This window comes from Streptomyces sp. NPDC002742 (assembly GCF_042888885.1).
In the GTDB taxonomy this organism is placed as follows: Bacteria; Actinomycetota; Actinomycetes; order Streptomycetales; family Streptomycetaceae; genus Streptomyces.
Map to the genome: position 1 here is coordinate 110,343 of NZ_JBIAQF010000020.1, position 17,997 is coordinate 128,339.

General features: G+C 68.8%; 24 protein-coding genes. 10 read left to right on the top strand and 14 right to left on the bottom strand.

The features are described from left to right. Nucleotides 1-298: 298 nt before the first annotated feature. Nucleotides 299-2,839, bottom strand: a complete 2,541-nt coding sequence (locus ACFYW8_RS31005; RefSeq protein ID WP_389084340.1) for a glycoside hydrolase family 5 protein — start codon at nt 2,837-2,839, stop codon at nt 299-301. 353 nt (nt 2,840-3,192) lie between these two features. Between ACFYW8_RS31005 and ACFYW8_RS31010 the strand changes: the two genes are divergently transcribed. The 8 genes from ACFYW8_RS31010 to ACFYW8_RS31045 all read left to right on the top strand — a co-directional run bounded on the left by ACFYW8_RS31010 (nt 3,193) and on the right by ACFYW8_RS31045 (nt 9,192). After that, nucleotides 3,193-3,675, top strand: a complete 483-nt coding sequence (locus tag ACFYW8_RS31010) for a DUF6193 family natural product biosynthesis protein (protein ID WP_389084345.1) — start codon at nt 3,193-3,195, stop codon at nt 3,673-3,675. A gap of 152 nt (nt 3,676-3,827) precedes the next feature. Beyond that, a complete protein-coding gene (locus tag ACFYW8_RS31015; protein ID WP_389084350.1) occupies nt 3,828-4,235 on the top strand; it encodes a hypothetical protein in 408 nt (135 codons plus the stop codon). A 523-nt stretch (nt 4,236-4,758) separates the two neighbouring features. Continuing rightward, nucleotides 4,759-5,340 carry a DUF2231 domain-containing protein gene (locus ACFYW8_RS31020; protein WP_389084355.1) on the top strand — a complete coding sequence of 194 codons (582 nt, stop codon included), beginning with the start codon at nt 4,759-4,761 and terminating at the stop codon, nt 5,338-5,340. Nucleotides 5,341-5,466: 126 nt separating this feature from the next. Further along, nucleotides 5,467-5,622, top strand: a complete 156-nt coding sequence (locus ACFYW8_RS31025; protein WP_365881122.1) for a DUF6131 family protein — start codon at nt 5,467-5,469, stop codon at nt 5,620-5,622. Nucleotides 5,623-5,925: 303 nt separating this feature from the next. Then, on the top strand, nt 5,926-6,735 hold the full coding sequence (locus tag ACFYW8_RS31030; protein WP_389084512.1) for an alpha/beta fold hydrolase: 810 nt from the start codon (nt 5,926-5,928) through the stop codon (nt 6,733-6,735). Beyond that, the gene (locus ACFYW8_RS31035; RefSeq protein ID WP_365881120.1) at nt 6,735-8,000 is read left to right on the top strand and encodes a SpoIIE family protein phosphatase; all 1,266 of its coding nucleotides are present in this window, start codon (nt 6,735-6,737) and stop codon (nt 7,998-8,000) included. Before ACFYW8_RS31030 ends, ACFYW8_RS31035 begins: the two co-directional genes overlap by 1 nt. Further along, the gene (locus tag ACFYW8_RS31040; protein WP_389084366.1) at nt 7,997-8,365 is read left to right on the top strand and encodes an STAS domain-containing protein; all 369 of its coding nucleotides are present in this window, start codon (nt 7,997-7,999) and stop codon (nt 8,363-8,365) included. Before ACFYW8_RS31035 ends, ACFYW8_RS31040 begins: the two co-directional genes overlap by 4 nt. Nucleotides 8,366-8,715: 350 nt before the next feature. Beyond that, nucleotides 8,716-9,192 carry an ATP-binding protein gene (locus tag ACFYW8_RS31045; protein WP_389084370.1) on the top strand — a complete coding sequence of 159 codons (477 nt, stop codon included), beginning with the start codon at nt 8,716-8,718 and terminating at the stop codon, nt 9,190-9,192. Between the two features lie 166 nt (nt 9,193-9,358). Here the strand turns inward: ACFYW8_RS31045 and ACFYW8_RS31050 are convergent, their stop codons facing one another. The 11 genes from ACFYW8_RS31050 to ACFYW8_RS31100 form a co-directional block, all read right to left on the bottom strand. Further along, nucleotides 9,359-9,637, bottom strand: a complete 279-nt coding sequence (locus ACFYW8_RS31050) for a gas vesicle protein K (RefSeq protein WP_365881114.1) — start codon at nt 9,635-9,637, stop codon at nt 9,359-9,361. Continuing rightward, entirely contained in the window at nt 9,634-9,861 is a 228-nt protein-coding gene (locus ACFYW8_RS31055) for a gas vesicle protein (RefSeq protein ID WP_365881112.1), read from the bottom strand. Before ACFYW8_RS31055 ends, ACFYW8_RS31050 begins: the two co-directional genes overlap by 4 nt. 3 nt (nt 9,862-9,864) lie before the next feature. Beyond that, the gene (locus tag ACFYW8_RS31060) at nt 9,865-10,677 is read right to left on the bottom strand and encodes a GvpL/GvpF family gas vesicle protein (RefSeq protein WP_365881110.1); all 813 of its coding nucleotides are present in this window, start codon (nt 10,675-10,677) and stop codon (nt 9,865-9,867) included. Between the two features lie 60 nt (nt 10,678-10,737). Next, entirely contained in the window at nt 10,738-11,088 is a 351-nt protein-coding gene (locus ACFYW8_RS31065; protein ID WP_389084384.1) for a gas vesicle protein, read from the bottom strand. After that, complete coding sequence (locus tag ACFYW8_RS31070; protein WP_389084390.1) at nt 11,081-12,196, bottom strand: SRPBCC family protein; 1,116 nt, start codon at nt 12,194-12,196, stop codon at nt 11,081-11,083. The genes ACFYW8_RS31065 and ACFYW8_RS31070 overlap by 8 nt, the downstream gene beginning before the upstream one ends. A gap of 6 nt (nt 12,197-12,202) precedes the next feature. After that, on the bottom strand, nt 12,203-13,120 hold the full coding sequence (locus ACFYW8_RS31075; RefSeq protein ID WP_389084394.1) for a histone protein: 918 nt from the start codon (nt 13,118-13,120) through the stop codon (nt 12,203-12,205). A gap of 7 nt (nt 13,121-13,127) precedes the next feature. Then, nucleotides 13,128-13,382: a gas vesicle protein GvpG gene (locus ACFYW8_RS31080; protein ID WP_389084399.1), complete on the bottom strand. Its 255-nt coding sequence runs from the start codon at nt 13,380-13,382 to the stop codon at nt 13,128-13,130. Nucleotide 13,383: 1 nt separating this feature from the next. Then, on the bottom strand, nt 13,384-14,133 hold the full coding sequence (locus tag ACFYW8_RS31085) for a GvpL/GvpF family gas vesicle protein (RefSeq protein WP_389084402.1): 750 nt from the start codon (nt 14,131-14,133) through the stop codon (nt 13,384-13,386). Between the two features lie 3 nt (nt 14,134-14,136). Further along, complete coding sequence (gene gvpJ, locus ACFYW8_RS31090) at nt 14,137-14,604, bottom strand: gas vesicle protein GvpJ (protein WP_389084407.1); 468 nt, start codon at nt 14,602-14,604, stop codon at nt 14,137-14,139. A 40-nt stretch (nt 14,605-14,644) separates the two neighbouring features. Then, the gene (locus ACFYW8_RS31095; RefSeq protein ID WP_389084413.1) at nt 14,645-14,965 is read right to left on the bottom strand and encodes a gas vesicle protein; all 321 of its coding nucleotides are present in this window, start codon (nt 14,963-14,965) and stop codon (nt 14,645-14,647) included. A 426-nt stretch (nt 14,966-15,391) separates the two neighbouring features. After that, nucleotides 15,392-15,568, bottom strand: coding sequence for a CsbD family protein (locus tag ACFYW8_RS31100; RefSeq protein WP_365881134.1), 177 nt, complete (start codon nt 15,566-15,568; stop codon nt 15,392-15,394). 182 nt (nt 15,569-15,750) lie between these two features. Here ACFYW8_RS31100 and ACFYW8_RS31105 point away from each other — a divergent pair, with 182 nt between their 5' ends. Next, nucleotides 15,751-15,921 carry a hydrophobic protein gene (locus tag ACFYW8_RS31105; protein WP_389084418.1) on the top strand — a complete coding sequence of 57 codons (171 nt, stop codon included), beginning with the start codon at nt 15,751-15,753 and terminating at the stop codon, nt 15,919-15,921. A 243-nt stretch (nt 15,922-16,164) separates the two neighbouring features. Next, entirely contained in the window at nt 16,165-16,515 is a 351-nt protein-coding gene (locus tag ACFYW8_RS31110; RefSeq protein ID WP_365881094.1) for a PRC-barrel domain-containing protein, read from the top strand. A gap of 180 nt (nt 16,516-16,695) precedes the next feature. Here the strand turns inward: ACFYW8_RS31110 and infA are convergent, their stop codons facing one another. Next, nucleotides 16,696-16,920 (bottom strand): translation initiation factor IF-1, encoded by a 225-nt coding sequence (gene infA / locus ACFYW8_RS31115; RefSeq protein ID WP_389084426.1) that lies wholly within the window; start codon nt 16,918-16,920, stop codon nt 16,696-16,698. Continuing rightward, the gene (locus tag ACFYW8_RS31120; protein ID WP_389084429.1) at nt 16,917-17,708 is read right to left on the bottom strand and encodes a GNAT family N-acetyltransferase; all 792 of its coding nucleotides are present in this window, start codon (nt 17,706-17,708) and stop codon (nt 16,917-16,919) included. The genes infA and ACFYW8_RS31120 overlap by 4 nt, the downstream gene beginning before the upstream one ends. Between the last annotated feature and the right edge of the window lie 289 nt (nt 17,709-17,997).

The following is a 17,997-nucleotide window of genomic DNA, read 5'->3' on the forward strand; positions in this document are numbered from 1 at the left end:
CGCACTACGGCTCGACGGCCGTTGCCGTTGCCGTTGCCGTTGCCGTTGCCGTTGCCGTTGCGACGTGTACTCACCGTCCGGTGGCGCGCGTCCGCCGCCGTCCGCCCGGGACACGGACCCTTCTTCGCCGACACCTACGGCCGACGTCCCGCGGGACGAGGATGCCGGTCCGATGCGCCGCGCCTCGGCGCGCTCCTCAACGCCCCTTCGCGCCGTCCCGGACGCCGGTGCGACGAGGCCGCGATGCCCTGTGCCGTCGGCCGGCCCGCCCCCGAGGCGGGCCGGCCGACGGCGGCCACTACCCCACGTGGAGGGTGTACCGGTGGGAGGTGTGCGCGGTGAGCCGCCAGCCGCCGGGCTGTTCCGCCGACTTGATGTCGGTCAGGCCGCTCCCCGTGGCCTCCGGGCGGTTCGGGCCGGGGACCCAGACGTCCAGGGTGCCCGTCCCGGTGCCCGACAGCCGCAGGTCCCGCGTGGTGACGGAGGACCGCAGGGCGCTCAGACGACCGGGGGCGCTGCGCGGGTACGCCTGGGACAGCGCCGTGGTCTCGAAAGCCGGGCTCGGCAGGGGCTTGCCGTCGGGGCAGGTGTACAGGACGACGCCGCCGCCCGAGGTGGTGGCCGCGGGGTCGTTCTGTGGATCACCGCAGGCCTTCTTCCACACCCAGATCGCCGAGCCGAGCAGGTCGGTGTTCTGCCGCTCCAGGAAGCGGTCGAAACGGGGGTGGAAGTCGTCCGGGTCGCCGAACCATCCCCACTCACCCGACCACAGTGGTGCCCCGTACGCCCGGGCGGTGCGTTCGGCGGTGGTGTAGCCCTGTTCGATCGAGGTCAGGGTGACGCCCAGGCCCTGGTCCATGCTGATGGACTCGCTGTACAGGTGAGGCGAGAAGACGAGCAGTGGGTCATCGGCGAACCCGACCGGTGGGGTGGTGTCGAAGCCGAGCCCCGACCACAGGATCGAGGGCTCGAAGAACACCAGGTGGTGGAAGCCGCCGGAATCCCGTGACTCCGCTGCCCGGATCGAGGTGATCGCCTGCTGGTAGAGGCGTCCGAGCAGGAGGGAGGAGGTGAGGCCGGGGGCGCCGCCCGGGCCGGGCTCGTTGAGGAGGTCGTAGCCGGCGACGGCGGGATCGTCCGCGAAGTCCGCGGCGAGGCGGCCCCAGGCGTGGGCCAGTTCGGTGCCGATGCCGTCGGTGTCGTCGTAGAGGTTGGTGAACGCCTGCTGCACGTTGGGCGAGAGGTCACGGCCGAGGAAGCCGCAGGCCCGGGCGCCGTCGGTGAGCGTCGCCCAGTCCGGGGCGCCGTCGTTGCCGAACTCGGGTGTCGCCCCGGGGCGGCAGTGGGTCCCGGCAGCCGCGCTGACGTATTTGGAGAAGGTGTCCTGGTGCATGTCGAGGACGGTGTGGATCCCGTGCGCGGCGGCCTGGTCGACCGCCGTGCGTATCCGCGCCAGATACGTCTCGTCGAAGACGCCGCGCTTCGGCTCCAGGGCCGACCACGACAGGGCCAGCCGCTGGACGTCGAACCCGTACCGGGCCATCAGGGCGTAGTCGGAGTCCTCCAGCGGCCACACGGTGGGCTTGGCCGGATCGGGCTGCCCGTAGTCGACGAGCTGATTGACGTTCACGCCGCGGAGCAGCACCTGGCGCCCGGCGCTGTCGCCGATCACCGGAGACTGTCCGCTGCGGCGCAGCACGGTCAGCGGCAGCAGTCCGGCCCGGTCGCGGCCCGCGGCCTGCCGCGGCGCGCCGCCGGAGGCCGCGGCTCTTCCGGTCGTTCCCGGTGCCAGGGTGCCGGCGGCGAGCGCCAGCACGGCGGCCACCGCGACGGGCGCCCAGCGGACCGCGAGGGCGACGCCTCCTCGTTCGGCCGGGGGCGTCCGGCGCGTCCGCGCCCGTACCGCGGTCCAGGGCAGGGCCACGAGACATGTGCACACGCCCGCGGTGACGCCCTCCGCGGCCCGCGCCAGAACGGACGCGACCGGGAACAGAGCCCCGCCGAAGCCGTCCAGGCATCCGTCCAGCACCCACAGCAGTGAGAAGCCGAGGGCTCCGGCCGAGGTGAGCGTGGCCGCGAGGGACCACAGCGTCACCCCGGCGCCCGCGCCGGTCAGGTCCGGCGACACCACTCGGCGCCAGAGCAGGACGCCCGCGAACGCCGCCGCGCCTCCGGCGACGAGTGCCGCGACGCCGAGGCCTGGCGTGGGGCCGGCGGCCCAGGCGAACACGCCGGTACCGGCTTGGAGCGCCACGGCGGCGCCGGCCGGCAGCCACGCGAACCCGGCGACCCGGTCGAGGTCGGCAGCCGAGTCCCGTGCGACGCGCTCGGCGCGCAGGTGCCGTACGCCGATCCGGTACGCCGACGCCGCCGGTCCGGCGACCAGCGGCCCGAACACGGCGTACTTCGCGCCGGTCAGACCGCACTCCGCGAGAAGCGATCCGGCCGTCGGCAGCAGGTGCAGCCCGGCAGTTCCGGCGATCGCCAGCAGCAGCACGCTGTAGGCCAGTTTGGCCAGGAACGCCACCAGGATCAGACTCGACCAGACGGCGCCGAAGACCCATCGCGCCCTCGCTCCGGGGGCCGCGGCACGCACCAACCGGTGGACGGCGACCGCGCTGCCACCGGTCAGCAGGGGCAGGAACACGACCGTGGCCCAGGCGGGGCTGGTGGCGTCGCCGGGCAGGAAGCCCGCGTCGAACCAGTTCTCCGGGGCGAACAGTCCGGTCCCGTCGGCATAGCCGAGGACGGCACAGAGAACCGCGAGTACGGCCGCGGTGGTGAGGGACGCGGTGCGGGCAAGCCGACGGCGGCCGCGCTGATCATCGGCAGGGAGCATGGATGCAGAAGATAGGGCCATTCGAAGGCCACGCGTAAGGCCTGTGAGCAGGAATTTCTTCGGATCCGCGACGCCCGGGCGAGTCCGGACGGCACGGCGGCCCCGGGCTGCCGGACCGATGCCTTCCGCCGGAGCGGGTGGAGAGATCCGAACTCGCTCCCGCGGTTCCGGAGTTGGCGGACCCGGCGCTCCTCCACTCCGGATCCGCTGCCCCGCGGGCGGACGGCCTGCCCCGCGGGGGGACGTGCCCCGCGTACGACGTCGGATTCCCGGGACGGCGCCCCCTGCCGAGGGCGGAGCCGACCGGTCTCGGTCACCGTCGTCGCCCTTCCGCGGTCGGCGACACTGTGGGAGTGGACGCGAACGGCGAGACCTCCGGTCAGCGGCCGCCCCTGCCTCCAAGACCGGTTCCGCCGGACATCGACACGGCAGGCGGACGCGGGCCGGCTGACGCCGTCGAGGCCAAATGGCAGTCCCTACGGCTCACGTGGCAGTGGGGGCAGGCAGTCCATCGGATCCGGGCGCCCGAGCGCCCGTTTCCGGGCATCGTCCCACTGCTGGAAGCCGCAGCCGCTCAACCTCGGTTCCGGCGGCTGTATCCGCTCACCAGCCACTTGGCCCTGTGCTTCAGCAGTTCCACCAGCTACCCCTGGACTTTGCACGCCGGATCGATCGAACCGCTGGACAACGGACGGTTCACGGTTCGCCGACGCAAGCCCAGCGCCGTGATCGGCGAAGTCGACAACGCCGAAGAGGCCGTGGCTCTGTTGCTCGAACTCCTGCCCGTCGGCTTCGAGCCCGTCATCACCGCCACCTCCGAGGACGAGTGCGCGTGACGGCGCCCCCAGAGGACGGGGAGTACGAGCATGCGTGCGGGGCCGCCGGTCTGAGGGCTTCCGGCACGACCGAGGCGTCCGGCGCCACACTCGCGCATCGCCGGAGCGGACCAGCCTTCACCGGATGTTCACGAGGGCGCCATACTGTGCCCATGAGCACATCCGCCACGCCGCAGGTCCCCATTCAGCCTTCTCTCTCACCGTCGCTGTCGGCGGCCGAATCCCTGTCCGCCGACAGGGCACAGCCCCGGCGGAAGTGGTGGATCGCCCCGTTGGTCGGTGTGCTGGTGGCGCTGGCGGTCCAACTCGTCGCCGCCCTGCTGCTGTTGGTGTCCCCCATGGCGTTGGACTCGTGCAGCGCCGCCAACCCCTGCGGGCGCACGGAGGCCGCGATCGGAGTGTCCCTGGTGCTGCTCCTGCTGGGGGTGCTCTCCCTGGGCGTGCCGTGGTACCCGGCGAAGAGGAAGAGCCTGGGCGTGGGAATCGGGGTGAGCCTGATCCCGCTGGGCCTCACGCTGGCGTCCATCGGAACGCTGCTCCTGGGGATCGGGTTCGGCTGACACGACGGCGACCGGTGGCGGGGCTGCCCCCAAACGCGAGACACCGCACGAGTGCCGGCCCGAGGCCGCGCGTCTCGTGGGGTGTCCGGCGTCTCCGCACCGAGCAGCCCGAACCCCGCGCCCTGACCGGAGATGACGCTCGGCCTGCGTTCCTCGCGGAACTTCTCCCCCGTCCGGCTCTCCCGTTTCGTCACCATGACCGGTACCCGGCGCCTGATCGGGTCCTACAACCTCGGCTCCATGGCCACCTTCGATCAGTCCGCCGTCGTAGGTGACCGGGCCAAGCACCGGAGCCGCCGCTGTCGGCCTCTGGCTGACCGGGTCGCCCCTGGCACGCGCGCGCTCCCCCGCGGGGCGGGCCGCGGGCTCCTCCGGACCGCGGAGGTGCCGTCGGCTTTCCGCGCGATGCCGGACCGGGAACGCACCCGGCTCTGACTCCACCCTGGACCCTGGGGAAGCAGACCGTTCGGGTGCAGTCGGGGCTGCGGTGAGACAGTGGCGCGATGCCGGGTAACCCTCGTACGTGAACACACACGCCTTCGACACCTCCCCACAGACCAGGACGACCGCCCCGCTGCACACGGCGTCGACATGGTGGCTGACGACCCTGGACCGCATGGAACGGTCGATGGTCGCGGATCCGGCAATCCGGGTTCTCCAGCGTGGAATCCGCTCTCTCCCGCTGGGCGAGGTACGCGCGCTGTTGCGCGGCCGACCGATGGGCCATCCTGTCCATCCCCTTCTGGTGCAGGTGCCGATCGGTTGCTGGCTGTCGGCCGCCGTACTGGACATCGTGCCGGGAGGAGGGCATGCGCCTACGACCCTCACGGCGGTCGGTTTGGCCGGGGTCGCCCCCGCAGCGGTCGCGGGCTGGGCCGACTGGGCGGACCTGCCGCCCGAACAGGCCCGGGTCGGACTGGCCCACGCGGTTTCGAACGTGGCCGCGGTGACTTTCTACGCCGCGTCCCTGACGGCGCGGCTCCGCCGTCACTCGACGAAGGGCAAGCTGTGGTCGTTGGGCGGCTTGGCAGCCGTCGCGGTGAGCGGTGCGCTGGGCGGTCATGTGGCCTATCGGCAGGCCGTAGGAGCGAATCCCGCGGCGTAGGCAGACCGTGGTCGGAGCTCGTTCCCTCGATGAGGGCCCGATGACGCGTTTGTCCCACGGGAGGACGGGGACCCGCGACACAAGATGGGGACGCCCGCAGACGACGTTCCGTCATCGGAGGAAGCCATGATCATCCTCGGAGTCATCCTGCTCGTTGTCGGCCTCGTCGCGGGCATTGGAATCCTTTGGACCATCGGAGTCATCCTGGTCGCGATCGGAATCGTGCTGTGGATTCTGGGAGCCGTAGGGCATGAGGTCGGCGGACGACGGCACTACTGGTAGTCGCCGCCGCTGACCGGGCATTTCACCTGACCGTCAAAAACAGCGACGATTCGTGACCGATACCCCGGCCGATCGGCGCCCCGGGAGGTTTTCGGCGCGGGCGTGGCCGATATCCCGGCCGATCGGCACGCCCGCGGTTTTTCGGGCCGGTCCTCCCCGCATCCCGAGCCGCATCGCGGCTCTCGGACTTCGCCGGCCGGATCAGCCCGGTCGTCCGAACGTCGGTGACAGGATTGCGCGCGATCCACGGGGCAGGTGGGCTGTTCGGTCGGGGCCCCGGGCCAGTCTGCGAAGATGAGTCGTATGGACGTGCTGAGCAGGAACCATGTGAAGGTGACCGGCCGGACGGACGGCCCCGTGGTGGTGCTCGCGCACGGATTCGGGTGCGACCAGAACATGTGGCGGCTGGTGGTGCCGCTGCTGGAGCCCGATTTCACGGTGGTGCTCTTCGACCACGTGGGGGCCGGGAACTCTGACCTGGCGTCGTGGAGCGAGCAGCGCTACTCCACCATCGACGGCTATGCCGAGGACGTGCTGGAGATCTGTCACGAGCTCGCACTGGGTCCCGTGACGTTCGTCGGACACTCCGTGGGCGCCATGATGGGGGTGGTGGCCGCCGCACGGGAGCCGGGTGCGTTCAGTCGTCTGCTTCTGCTCACCCCGTCTCCCTGTTTCATCGACGATCCGGTATCCGGTTATCGGGGCGGGTTCAGCGCCGAGGACATAGAGGAGCTTCTGGAGTCGCTGGACGCGAACTATCTCGGCTGGTCGCGGGCCATGGCGCCGGTGATCACGGGCAATCCCGAGCGTCCGGAACTGGGTGAGGAGCTGACCAACAGTTTCTGCCGCACCGATCCGGACATCGCCCGGGTCTTCGCCCGGGTGACGTTCCTGTCCGACCATCGCGAGTCCCTTGCCCATGTGCGGGTTCCGACCCTGGTGGCGCGATGCTCCAGGGACGCGATCGCGCCACCGGAGGTGGGGGCCTTCGTTCAGGCGCAGATTCCCGGCAGCGGGCTGATCACGCTGAACGCCACCGGGCACTGTCCGCAGCTCGCCGCCCCGGAGGAGACCGCTGCCGCGATCGCGGCCTTCGCCGGAGCGGGCCTTTGATGTGCAGAACCGACGGCAACGGGCAGTGCGAGGGTTCGTCCCCAGATGCGCTGCCGGACGACGACCAGGCCATGTTCTCGGCGTTGCTGGAGGACAGTGCGGAGGACCTGTACGAACACGCGCCGTGCGGCTACCTCTCCACGACGCTGGACGGCCGCATCGCGAAGATCAACCAAACCCTCCTGAACTGGCTCGGCTACGAAAGCGGCGATCTGGTCGGCCGGAAGGACTTCTCCGACCTGCTGACCGTCGGCGGCCGGCTCTACCACGAGACCCATTTCGGCCCGCTGCTGCGCATGCAGGGCGAGATCAGCGGCATCGCCCTGGAACTCAAATCCGCTGACGGCGGCCGACTGCCGGTTCTGGTGACCTCGATCATCCGCACGGGCAGTGACGGACAGCCGCTGCTGATCCGCACCACCGTCTTCGACGCCCGGGACCGGCGCGCGTACGAAGCCGAGCTCTTGCGCGCCCGTCAGGAATCCGACCGGGAACGTGAACGCCTGAAACGACTGAACGCCACCCTGCAGAAGACGCTGCTGCCCCCCACCCTGGTGGACGTGCCCGGCCTGGACGTCGCCGCGTACTACCACGTCGCCTCCGTCGACGAGGTCGGCGGAGACTTCTACGACTTGTTCCCCCTCGCCTCCGGCACCTGGGGGTTCTTCCTCGGCGACGTCTGCGGCAAGGGCGCGGCAGCCGCCGCCGTCACCTCTCTGGCGCGCTACACACTGCGGGCGGCCGCCGTGTACGACCCCGACCCCGCGGCCGTGCTCGCCAATCTCAACACCGTGTTGAATCACGAGTACAACGGCCAGGACCCGCGTTTTTGCACCGTCATCTTCGGCCTGCTCACGCCGGACGGAGACGAGGGCGGCTTTCAGGTCACTCTGGCCAGCGGCGGCCACCCACCGGCCCTGCTGATGCGTTCCGACGGCCATGCCGACTACCTGCCGACCCCCGGCGGCCAACTGATCGGCGTCCTGCCCGATGCCGACATCGCCACCACCCGCGTCCGCCTCGACCCCGGCGACACGCTGTTCCTGCACACCGACGGCCTCACCGAGGCCCACTCCGTCGGCGCCGACGGGCGCTACGGCGACGAAGCGCTGCTGGAGTTCGCCCAGGACCTGGCACCCACCACCGCCCGCGACGCCGTGGCCGCGATCCGGGACCTGCTCGACAGCTTCGGCACCGGCGTGGACGACGACACCGCGGTCCTGGCCTTCAACGTGCCCCGACACAGCAGCGAAGAGCAGATGTGAACCACGAACTGACCGTCCGCACCCGCACCACGCCCGCTGGCCCGGTGATCGAACTGGCCGGTGCCTTGGACCATCACAGCGCGCCGGATGTCCGCACCGTGCTCCCTCGCCTCGCCCTCTCCGCCGGTCAGCAACTCGTGATCGACCTCGACCGGCTCACCTTCTGCGATTCCACCGGCATCACGGTTCTCATCGCCGCACGCAACCACGCGCTGGCAGCCGGGGCGTCCGTCGTTCTGACCGCGGTACCGGACAGCGTCATCCGGACCTTCCGCCTGGTCGGTCTGGAACGGGTCTTCTCCATCCAGCCCACCTCGCAGGCGGCCGCGGCGGCGTGGAATCGATCACTGCCTCCTTCTGAATGAACCCGGGCAGCCCGCCCGAGCTCAAGCAAGGACGCCTGTGCCGGCTCGGCACAGTCCCGCGCGATCGCATCTCTCAGAACAACCTCACGATGCTCCTTGGTCCGGAGTTCGACACGGAGGCAGCGCGTCAGCGGGCGGTCGCCGGCAGCCGGCATGCCACCGGCGACCGAGCCCCGCACCCAGCCCGCGCGACACCCGGGCACGGGACGAGGAGGACCGGCGCCGCCTGTACGACGAGGGATCGGCGCCGCGGTCTCGGTGTGGCCGCTCGCCGGCCCCGAGTGAGCTGGAGCAGCATCTTCTCAGCCACTCGGGGTACATGTGGGACAACCGGAACGAAGGTGAACAAAATGGAGTCGTCTGGTAAAGGCCGCGCGGGGCCACCGAGCACTCAGCCCACAGCCACCACCGTCCCATTGACCGGAGGCAACTCGCGCATCGCCGAAGCACGTCACTTCGCGGCGGACTTCCTCACGCGCGCCCAGGCAGAACAGGACGTCGTCGTCTCCGCCCGCGTGATGGACCTGACTCAACTGGTGGTCAGCGAACTGGTCACCAACGCCGGCAAATACGCCCCCGGGCCCATACACATGGAATTGCGTATCGCGGAAGCCGCCGTGGAGGTGACCGTGCGAGACAGCCGCCGCGCCCGGCCCGTCGTCCACCCCGTCGATCCACACCGAATAGGCCAGCACGGCCTGGAGATCGTGTTGGCCGTCGCCCAAAGGTTCCAGGTCCACATGGAACCGTCCGGCAAACGCGTCACGGCGCACATATCTCTGGCCGAAGACGCCGGGCCCGGGCGAGCTGATGCCCTGAAGGCCTGACCACCGGCTCCGCCGCGACGCGCACCCGCACCCGCACCCGCACCCGCACCCGCACAGTCTTCGACCATGACGCGCACCGTATTCACCACATGGAGAGCCGGTCGCCTCACCCGCGGCAGGCGCGGTGAGGACTGCCATCGGGCCAGTAGAGCTGGATCAGCGTCCTTCAGCTTCTGGGCAAAAGGGTTCCGAGCGGGCCGAGGTCGAGATTGAGATCCTCCGGACGCACTCCGTGCTGCTCGCACAGTTCCGCCATCCGCTGGTCGAGCAACATCAGCGTGGTCCCGATCTCGTCAACCTGCTCCTCGCTGAGGTCGCCCTGCTCGACACGGCGAATCGCCTGGCGCTCCATCAACTGCCTGAGGAGTTCGACCACGGTGAGTACCAGGGCGACCAGGTCGCGCCCCATCCGGTCGGAGTCCAGGTCGAGTCGGGAGTCGCTCACAGCGGGCCGCCGTCCGCCCAGGGAGCCGGGACGCGCTCGTTGACGGACGACAGCAGTGCGTGAAGGGAGAGCCGCACCAGCGGGACGTCAGCGATGGCGATGACCAGGTCCCCACTGATCACCACGCCGGTTGCCAGGACACGGTCCAACAGATCGACGAGCGGTACCCCGATGGGTCCGCGCAGGGGCCCGGGAGCGTCCCAGGGCACCACTTCGTGCGTCACGGTCTACACCTCGCCAACGAAGGAGTAGGGCACCCACGGCCCGGACAGTTCGATGTCCATCCCGGTACGTTCCCGCAGAGTCCGTGTCAGCAGGGCCAGTTCCTCGGCGCGCTCCGCGGCCACCAAGTAGGTCGCGTTGAGGACATGAACCCGGTTTTCCCCCGAAGGCTGGGCGTGCGGCCGCAACCTACGGGCCGCGGTGGCAAGGCCCCTGACCTCGGCATCCACCGCTTCGGCGGTCCTCAGGGCCTCGTCCTGGATCCGCTCGCGGCGCTCCTGCGCGCCTCGCTTGCGGTTCAGGTAGGCGAGTCCGGCTCCGGGCGCCGGGCGAGACCGCTCCGTAGACGTGACATGCCGGATCGGGGTCGGTGCGGTGTCGTCTCGCGGGCAGGACGGCACGAAGACCTTCACCCCCCACTCGGCGTGGTGCGCGATGCGTCTGAGCGCGGCATCGAACCGATCGGCCTCTTTGACCAGTGCCTCTCGCGCCCTCTCCTCGCCGTGGTACACGGTGGCCATCGGCAGGGGAACTGTCGGGCAGCGAGCCGCGACCGCGGCGACGACATCGTGGTGGGCGCGTGCGTACCGCTCGAGTTCCCGCTGGTCCGACAGGCGCGCCTGCCAGACCTCGTCAGTGAAGTCGCTCGCCCGGACGGTCTGCACGATCGCCGTCAGCACCCCCAGCGACAGTGAACTCACAGACGTCTCGTGGGTGACCCCCGGCAACCCGGCCACGGCCGAAAGGTCCGGTTCCCGGCAGACAGCGAACACGTAGATGGCGTTGACGCCCGACAGTCCGGGACCGCGCTCCGTCATGTACTCGGACCTCCTTGTTACTCGCCGCCTCGGGGCGTTGCTGTGAAACCACCGTAGGAACTAATTCTCCGCCGTCCCGGATTCGAGCGACTTCTCCGGCGCCTCGGACTCAAGCGATTTCAACCGCTCGCGCAATTCACGGTTCTCCTCCTGCAAGGCGCTGCGCGAAGCCCGCGAGCTGAGCGCGGGATCGTTTTCCCACCAGTCGATTCCGGCCTTCTTCGCGGTGTCCACGGATGCCACGAACAGACGGAGCCGAATGGTGAGCAGTTCGATGTCGAGGAGATCGATCTTGATGTCCCCGGCGATCACGATTCCCTTGTCCAGAACGCGTTCTAGAATGTCGGCGAGGTTGGTGGTCTGAGGACCGGAAGCGGGGTAGGAGCCCTGCCGGAAGTCGACGTCAGTCACGGCGTCGCCTCTGCCCTCTCCTCTTCTTGGGAGCTTCTTCCTCGTCCTCCGAATCGCCTTCGCCCTCGGCCGCCTCTTCGCCCTCGCCTTCGCCCTCGCCCTCGCCCTCGGCCCCCTCTTCGCCCTCGCCCTCGTATTCGTCCTCCTCGTCCTCGTACGCGCCCTCCGCCCCCTCTTCGCCGCCGCCTTCGTCCTCCTCCTCCTCCTCGTCCTCGTACCCGGAGTCGGCACTTTCCTCGGCGTCGCCCTCGGGCTCTTCACCCTCCGGCTGTTCCTGCTCAGCCTCTTCCTCTTCTACGGCGTCATCGTGGGAGACGACGACTTCTCCGTCACGGATTTCACCCCGCCAGCCCTCGGGTTCTTCGTTGGTGAGGGTCACGTATCGCTGGAAGTTCTTGAAGTCCAGTCGCATCCGGCGCCCTTGCGCCCGCCAGATGTTGCCCGTCTTCTCGAAGAACCCCGACGGGTAGTACTCCACTACGAGGACGATTCGAGTCAGGGTGGGCGCCAGCTCGTGGAAGCTGACCGCGCCCCGGGTGCTGCCCTTGGCTCCTTCGGAGGTCCACACGATGCGGTCGTCGGGAATCTGTTCCTGGACGGTCGCCTTGAAGCTGCGCGACGAAGGGCCGACTTTGACCTTCCAGTCGCTCCCGCCCTCATCGTCCTTGGAGACGTCGCGAACGCCCTTGGCGAAGCTGCTGAATTTGTCGTACTGCGTCCAGTAGTCGTAGGTGTCCCGGAGCGGCACTCCGACATCGAGGACCTCGATGATGTTCATGACCTTGCCGCCGCTGGCCTTCCGCTTCCCTTTGCCACCCCCGAAAGCACTCTTGGCCTTCTCTACGACGTTGTCCTTGACACCCTTGGCCTTCTCCGACACAAAGGCCTTCAACGGTGAATCGCCCTGGAGGATGCGGGACCCGATCGCGGGCAGCGAGCCACCGTTCTCGGCCGCGTCTGTGAGCTTCCCGGCGACGTCCGTCAGTTTGTCGCCCGCCTTCTCGGCGAGATTCTCCATCTGCGCGGACACGAACTTGGACAGCTCTTCACGAAGCCGGTCCACACCCGACGTTTCCTCTGCCGGTTCGTCCTTTTCCGTCTTGGTCATCGCTGCCTACCTCCGGCGATCGGCACGCTTGGATGCTGTCCGCTTGGAAGACGCCGTCTTCTTGGCCGCGGTCTTCTTGGCAGGAGCTGTCTTCTTAGCCGCAGTCTTCTTGGCCGCGGCCTTCTTGGCAGGAGTTGCCTTCTTCGCCGCGGTCTTCTTCGCCGCCGACTTTTTCGCCGTCCCGCCGGCCGCGGTCTTCTTGCTGGGCGCCGACTTCTTGGCCGCCGTCTTGCTGGGGGTTGATTTCTTCGCCGGCGCGGTCTTCTTGGCCGCCCGAGGCTTCCGTCCGCCGGCGGGAGCAGCCTTCTCACGTGCCGCTGGTGCGGGTTCCTCGCCGGACCGATCCGATCGCGAACCGCGGCGCCTCCGGGGCTTCGCTTCCGGTTCCTCTTCAGGTTCTTCTTCAGGTTCTTCTTCGGGTTCCTCCTCTTCCTCCTCTTCCTCCTCCTCGAATTCGTCCTCTGGCTCTTCCTCTGGCTCTTCCTCTGGCTCTTCCTCTTCCGCTTCCTGGTCCTCTTCGTACTCGGCCTCTGGCTCTTCCTCCTCCTCGTACTCCGCGTCCTCCTCTTCCGGGCCGTACTCCTCCTCGTCCTCCTCCCCCTCGTCCGCCTGCTCCAGGAGGCGCGCCGTACGGTCGCTGAGGGTGCCGGCGAGCGTGGCCATGCCTCGGTCGGCGGCGGCGGTCAGTGCCTGGCGGCCCGCCTCCAGCACTTCCCCTCGCAGTTGCTCCTGCAACTCGGCGACCTGCGGGATCTCCCCCAGTCTGCGCATCCCCTCGGCGGCGAGCTGGCGAGGTTCAAGGCCGAATCGCCGGCCCGCCAGGTAGGTCGCGATGGACAGGGCCATCCGGCCCTTCTTGGTCCGGCCCAGTACGTAGCCGCCCACTACCGCAGCCGCGAGAGCCACCTTTTCCGTGTCCTTCATGATCTCGTCACCTTCGATCGTTCGGCGTGGAACAGGCCTGGGCAGCATGCAGCCGGTCGAGCAGCCGTTCCTCTTCTCGTTCGAACTCCTCCAGGCTGATGTCTCCGTCCTCAAGCTCCCGGTTCAGCAGAGCCAGTTGGGCGCGGAGCACGCCCGGGTCGTGCAACTCCCGCTCGGCCGCGTCGTTGAGTTTCTCCGCCACCCAGACCACGCCGCGGACCGGCGCGATGGGCAGGGTGAGCAGACCGGTGATGAGTCCCATCTCAGACTCCAATGGCTCGGCCGGGAGTTGCTTCGGCGGAGACGAAGCTGTAGCAAGGCAGCGGACCGGTGAGGCGCAGCTCCACACGGTCGCGATTCGCATGGCCGAAACGTTCCGCCGCTGTTCGGAAGGCATCGCTGTCGCCACGATTGACGAGGAACGACGCGTTAAGTACGCATCCCTGGACTTCGGGACCCGAGGCCACCGCGCGGGCCCTGGGCGTGAGCTCGCGCAGAACTCGCCGACCGGCCTCGGCGGCCCTGCTCTCCAGAGCGGCCGAGACGGCCTCGCCCAGTCGCAAAGTGGCTTCGTAACCGGGCCGTCGACGCACTTCGTCCCGCAGCCGGCGGACGTTCTTGTCCTGCGCCACCAGGCTTGCCAGCGCGTCCTGGGCCGGTAGCACTTTGACGTTCACCTCGACCCCGTCGGAGAGGTGTTCCAGCGCGGCCACGTGTTCCGCCTCGCGGACCTTCAACTGGGCACGCACCGCCTCCTCGTCGGACGCGACCATGCCGAACCTCATCGGCAGTACCGACCCCCGCTCCGACAGACGCAACAGCAGATCCTGGTGAGCGAGCAGGTCGCGCCGTCTGGCGCGGAGCTTGGGGGGCGCATCACTCACAACCGCGGCGATCCGCCCTTGCCGGATCGCCCGCAGCTGGGCGGCCGGGCTGCCCACACCTGTCGCGTCCCCCGGCAGCCGCGCTCCGGCACGGATGATCGCGTAGACGTACACACCATCGCCGGTCACGGTTCAGGCCTCCACGGGCTGTCGTCGCCTGCTGCCGCCCCGGGCCGGAGCACGCCGCTTCCTCGGCCGTTCCTGCCGCTCTTCCTCGTCCTCATCAGGCTCGTCGGAATCGTCGTCACCGCCGCCGACCGCCTTGCGGACGGTGTCCCCCACCGTTTCCGCGGCCTTGCGCACCTTGCGTTTGCCGATGGACTTGGCGGCACCACCGCCGATCAGCTCCGGAACGGTGGTGCTGCCGGAGTCGCGTTCCAGGTCGAGCCGGTTGCACGCTTCCGCGAAGCGCAGGTACGTGTCGACACTCGCCACCACGATGCGCGCGTCTATCTTGAGGATCTCGATGCCGACCAGGGACACCCGGACGAACACGTCGATCACCATGCCCCGGTCGAGGATGAGTTCGAGCACGTCGTACAACGTGCCGGCGCGCGGCGGGCACGCCACGACCTCGTCGGAGTAGGTGGTCGCAGGCATGGGGCGTCCTTCCGGTAGTCGGGCAAACCTGAGTCACTGCTCACTCGTCGGCGGAACCCCGCCGATAGCGGCGGACCCTGCGGTACTCCAGGAGTTCGCCGTCCTGGTCGAGCCGCACCTCGTACGACGCGAGAAGGCTCGTCGTGTCCGGGATCCGCGGCAGCTCGAGGACGTCCACGACGACACACCAACCGTCGTCCTCACGCCCCACTGCTGATACACCCTCCGTGGGATGGCCGATCAGACCTTCCAGGCTCCGGCAGGCAGCACGCGCGGCATGTTCCGCTCCACGCACCGCTGGCGTGCGTCGAGCACTTGTCGTCGGGGACTTCCTGGCGCGCGGCCGGCGCTCTTCTGCCATGGATTCAAGTCTGGTGTGTATCCGGTTTGACGCACCTTGAGTGGGCCAGTCGAGCGTCCGAACCGGGCACGGGCCAAGACGCCGGCGTGAGGCCGACGATCGAGCCGATGCCGGAGCCGTGTCGCGCGTCCCGCGACAACTGGACGTGTCGGGCACCCGGTTCACTCACGGGTGGTTCCGAGGGGGTCGGGCAGAGGGCCACGGACGGCTGGTCGTGCACCGGACGGGCCGGCGCGTGAAGGCGACGCCACCTGTGGGAAGCGAGCGAGCCGGAGGCCGTCTCCGGGGCGTAGTCCGCACAGCGCATGGTGTCGGCGGAAGCCTGGCGGTGCGGGGCCGGCGATCGCTGCCAGGACAGCACCGGTCCCGGCAGCCAGAAGGGGAAGGCGGCTGCCGGGATCGGTGGCGCTGGTACTGCTGCTGGTACTACTTGGGCTTGACGGCGTCCTTGGCCTTCTCCTTGGCCGAGCGCAGATCGCCCTTGGATTCTTCGACATGCCCCTCAGCCTTCAGGGACTCGTCGCCCACCGCTCCGCCGACGACCTTCTTGACCTTGCCCTTGGCCTGCTCACCCTTGGCCTGGGCCTTCTCGTCCGCAGCCACAACCATTCACACCCTGTCCTCGTCGAGAAATATTTCGTCTCCCGTGTCACCCCTGATTGCTCCCTCAAACCAGGAAGGCGACTCCCGGCCTTTGGTCACTCCGAGTTCCGTAAAAATTACCTAAGTTCCGTGGGAGTGCAGATCGTTTCGCGGGGCACACGACGGCTCGGAGGTTGATAACCATGATTCCTGTTCTTCTCGTTCTCCTGCTCGCCCTGATCCTCTTCGGTGCGGGTTTCGCACTCAAGGCTCTATGGTGGATCGCCGTCATCGTGCTGGTCGTGTGGGTCCTCGGCTTCGTGATCCGGCCTGCGGCAAACGGCGGCAAGCGTGGTCGTTGGTACCGCTGGTAAACATGTCTGGAACAACTCACTGACGCGGGTGGGCCCGACGCCAAGGCGTCGGGCCCACCCGCGCTCCGTTGCCCGGGTGCGCGGGATGAATACGGACCAGGTATTTCGTCAGGGCGCGTGTGTAACATCCGGGATGCAGGGCACCCGACATTCCGAGGAAACGTCACCGAATTTTGATGACGCTTGTACGACTCCGCAGTTCTTCTGTGGAGTGGCGAAGAATTTCGATGAGGGAGCCGTTTTATGAGTGACAGCATCTGGGGCTACCAGCCGACCGCCGGCCATATCGCGGGCACCGATCTGACCGGGTTCAAGGTCGAGGCGACCGACGGCAGTATCGGGAAGGTCGACAAGCACTCGGACGACGTCAGCTCCTCGTACCTCGTCGTCGACACCGGCGTGTGGATCTTCGGCAAGCATGTCCTGCTGCCGGCCGGGACCGTGAAGACGGTCGACCAGGCCGAGCGGAAGATCTACGTCGCCCTCACCAAGGACCAGATCAAGGACTCACCCGAGTTCGACAAGGACAAGCACGTCGGTGACGCCGGCTACCACGAGCAGGTCGGCGGCTACTACGAGAACCGCCGCGCCTGACCGCACAGCGCATACGAGAAGCGGGGCCGCCCGGACACACTCCGGGCGGCCCCGCTTTCCATGTGTTCTACGGCAACCCGTGCTCACCTGCGTCTCAGGGGCCCGATCACGCGGCGTCCGGCGCCTTTGACGCCCGTCCGGTCCCGGTCGGCGAAGCGGCCGCGAGGTGGTGGACCGGCGCTAGTTCCGGTGGCGGAACACGATCCGGCCACGCGTCAGATCGTACGGCGGGAGTTCCACCAGCACCCGGTCCGCCAGCATGATCTTGATGTAGTTCTTGCGGATCTTCCCGCTGATGTGCGCGAGCACCTGGTGGCCGTTCTCGAGCTCCACGGTGAACATGGCGCTTCGCAGGCACTCGACGACCTTGCCCTCGACCTCGATGACGTTCTTGTTCCTCGTCATCGCACCAGCTCCAGATTGCTGCTCATCGGCCGGGCGCCGATGCCCTCGAACAGCGCCGAGGCCGCTTGGTTGGACTCGTGGACCTCGGTCCAGGCCGCGGCGACCCCGGAGCGGTGCAGCGTCCCCAGCGCGTGGGCCAGCAGCGCCCGTGCGATGCCGCGGCGCTGCTCGCCGGCCCGGACCGCGACCAGCCCGATGCGCGGCCTGTTCACCCTCACCACACGGATCAGACCCAGGTAGCGGTCCGGCGCCGCGGCCACCGCGTACTTCGACGGGTCGACGATGGTGTCGCCTTCGGGGCGGGGGATCACCTCCGCGGGCATCGACTGCCATCCGAGGGTCGCCTCGACTTCGTCACGGATCACGCGGTCCACCGCCCGCAGCAGACTCTCGTCCGCCTGACCGGCGGGCACGATCGTCACGCCCGAAGGCGGCAGGACTCCTTCGAGCCCTGTGATCCGCGGGTCGGTCCGCACGACGTACTCCCACTCGCGGCGCCGGATCGTGAACCCGGCCCGCCGCCAGCCGGCCGCGAGCTCGACATCGGCTTCGTCGACCACCGTGTACAGCGGCGCCGGGAGTTCCGCCAGCATCGCCTCGGCGAGCCGGTCGAATGCGGCGTCATGCCAGGCGTCGATGCTGACGAACAAGCGTCCGTCGGGCCGGTACTGCGCATGCCCGCGGCCGACCACCAGGTCGTCATCCAGTGCATGCCATTGCCTGTCCGCGACGCGCGTGATCATCACCGCGTTCTCGCTCAGGCCAGATGTGAAAGGCTTCGTGTTCATCGGAGTCTCCCTCCAGGAGTGCCTCGAACTCAGGCGCTCCTGGCGACACTGAACGTCAGCCGCCGGACCGTGACGGGTTGAGGGAGCACCCACGGGTAACTGTGTTCACGGGGCTCACCGCCATACGACGACTTCACGATCCACCACGAAAGTAGCAGCGGGGCGCCGACTCGCTCAACTCCTTTCCCATGGCTCATGACGCGATCGTGATCCGGCGCTACCGGTCCGCCGTTCGGCCTTCGCCGGCACATGGTGCCGACGTTGGCTTTTTCGTCCCGTCGGGGGTACA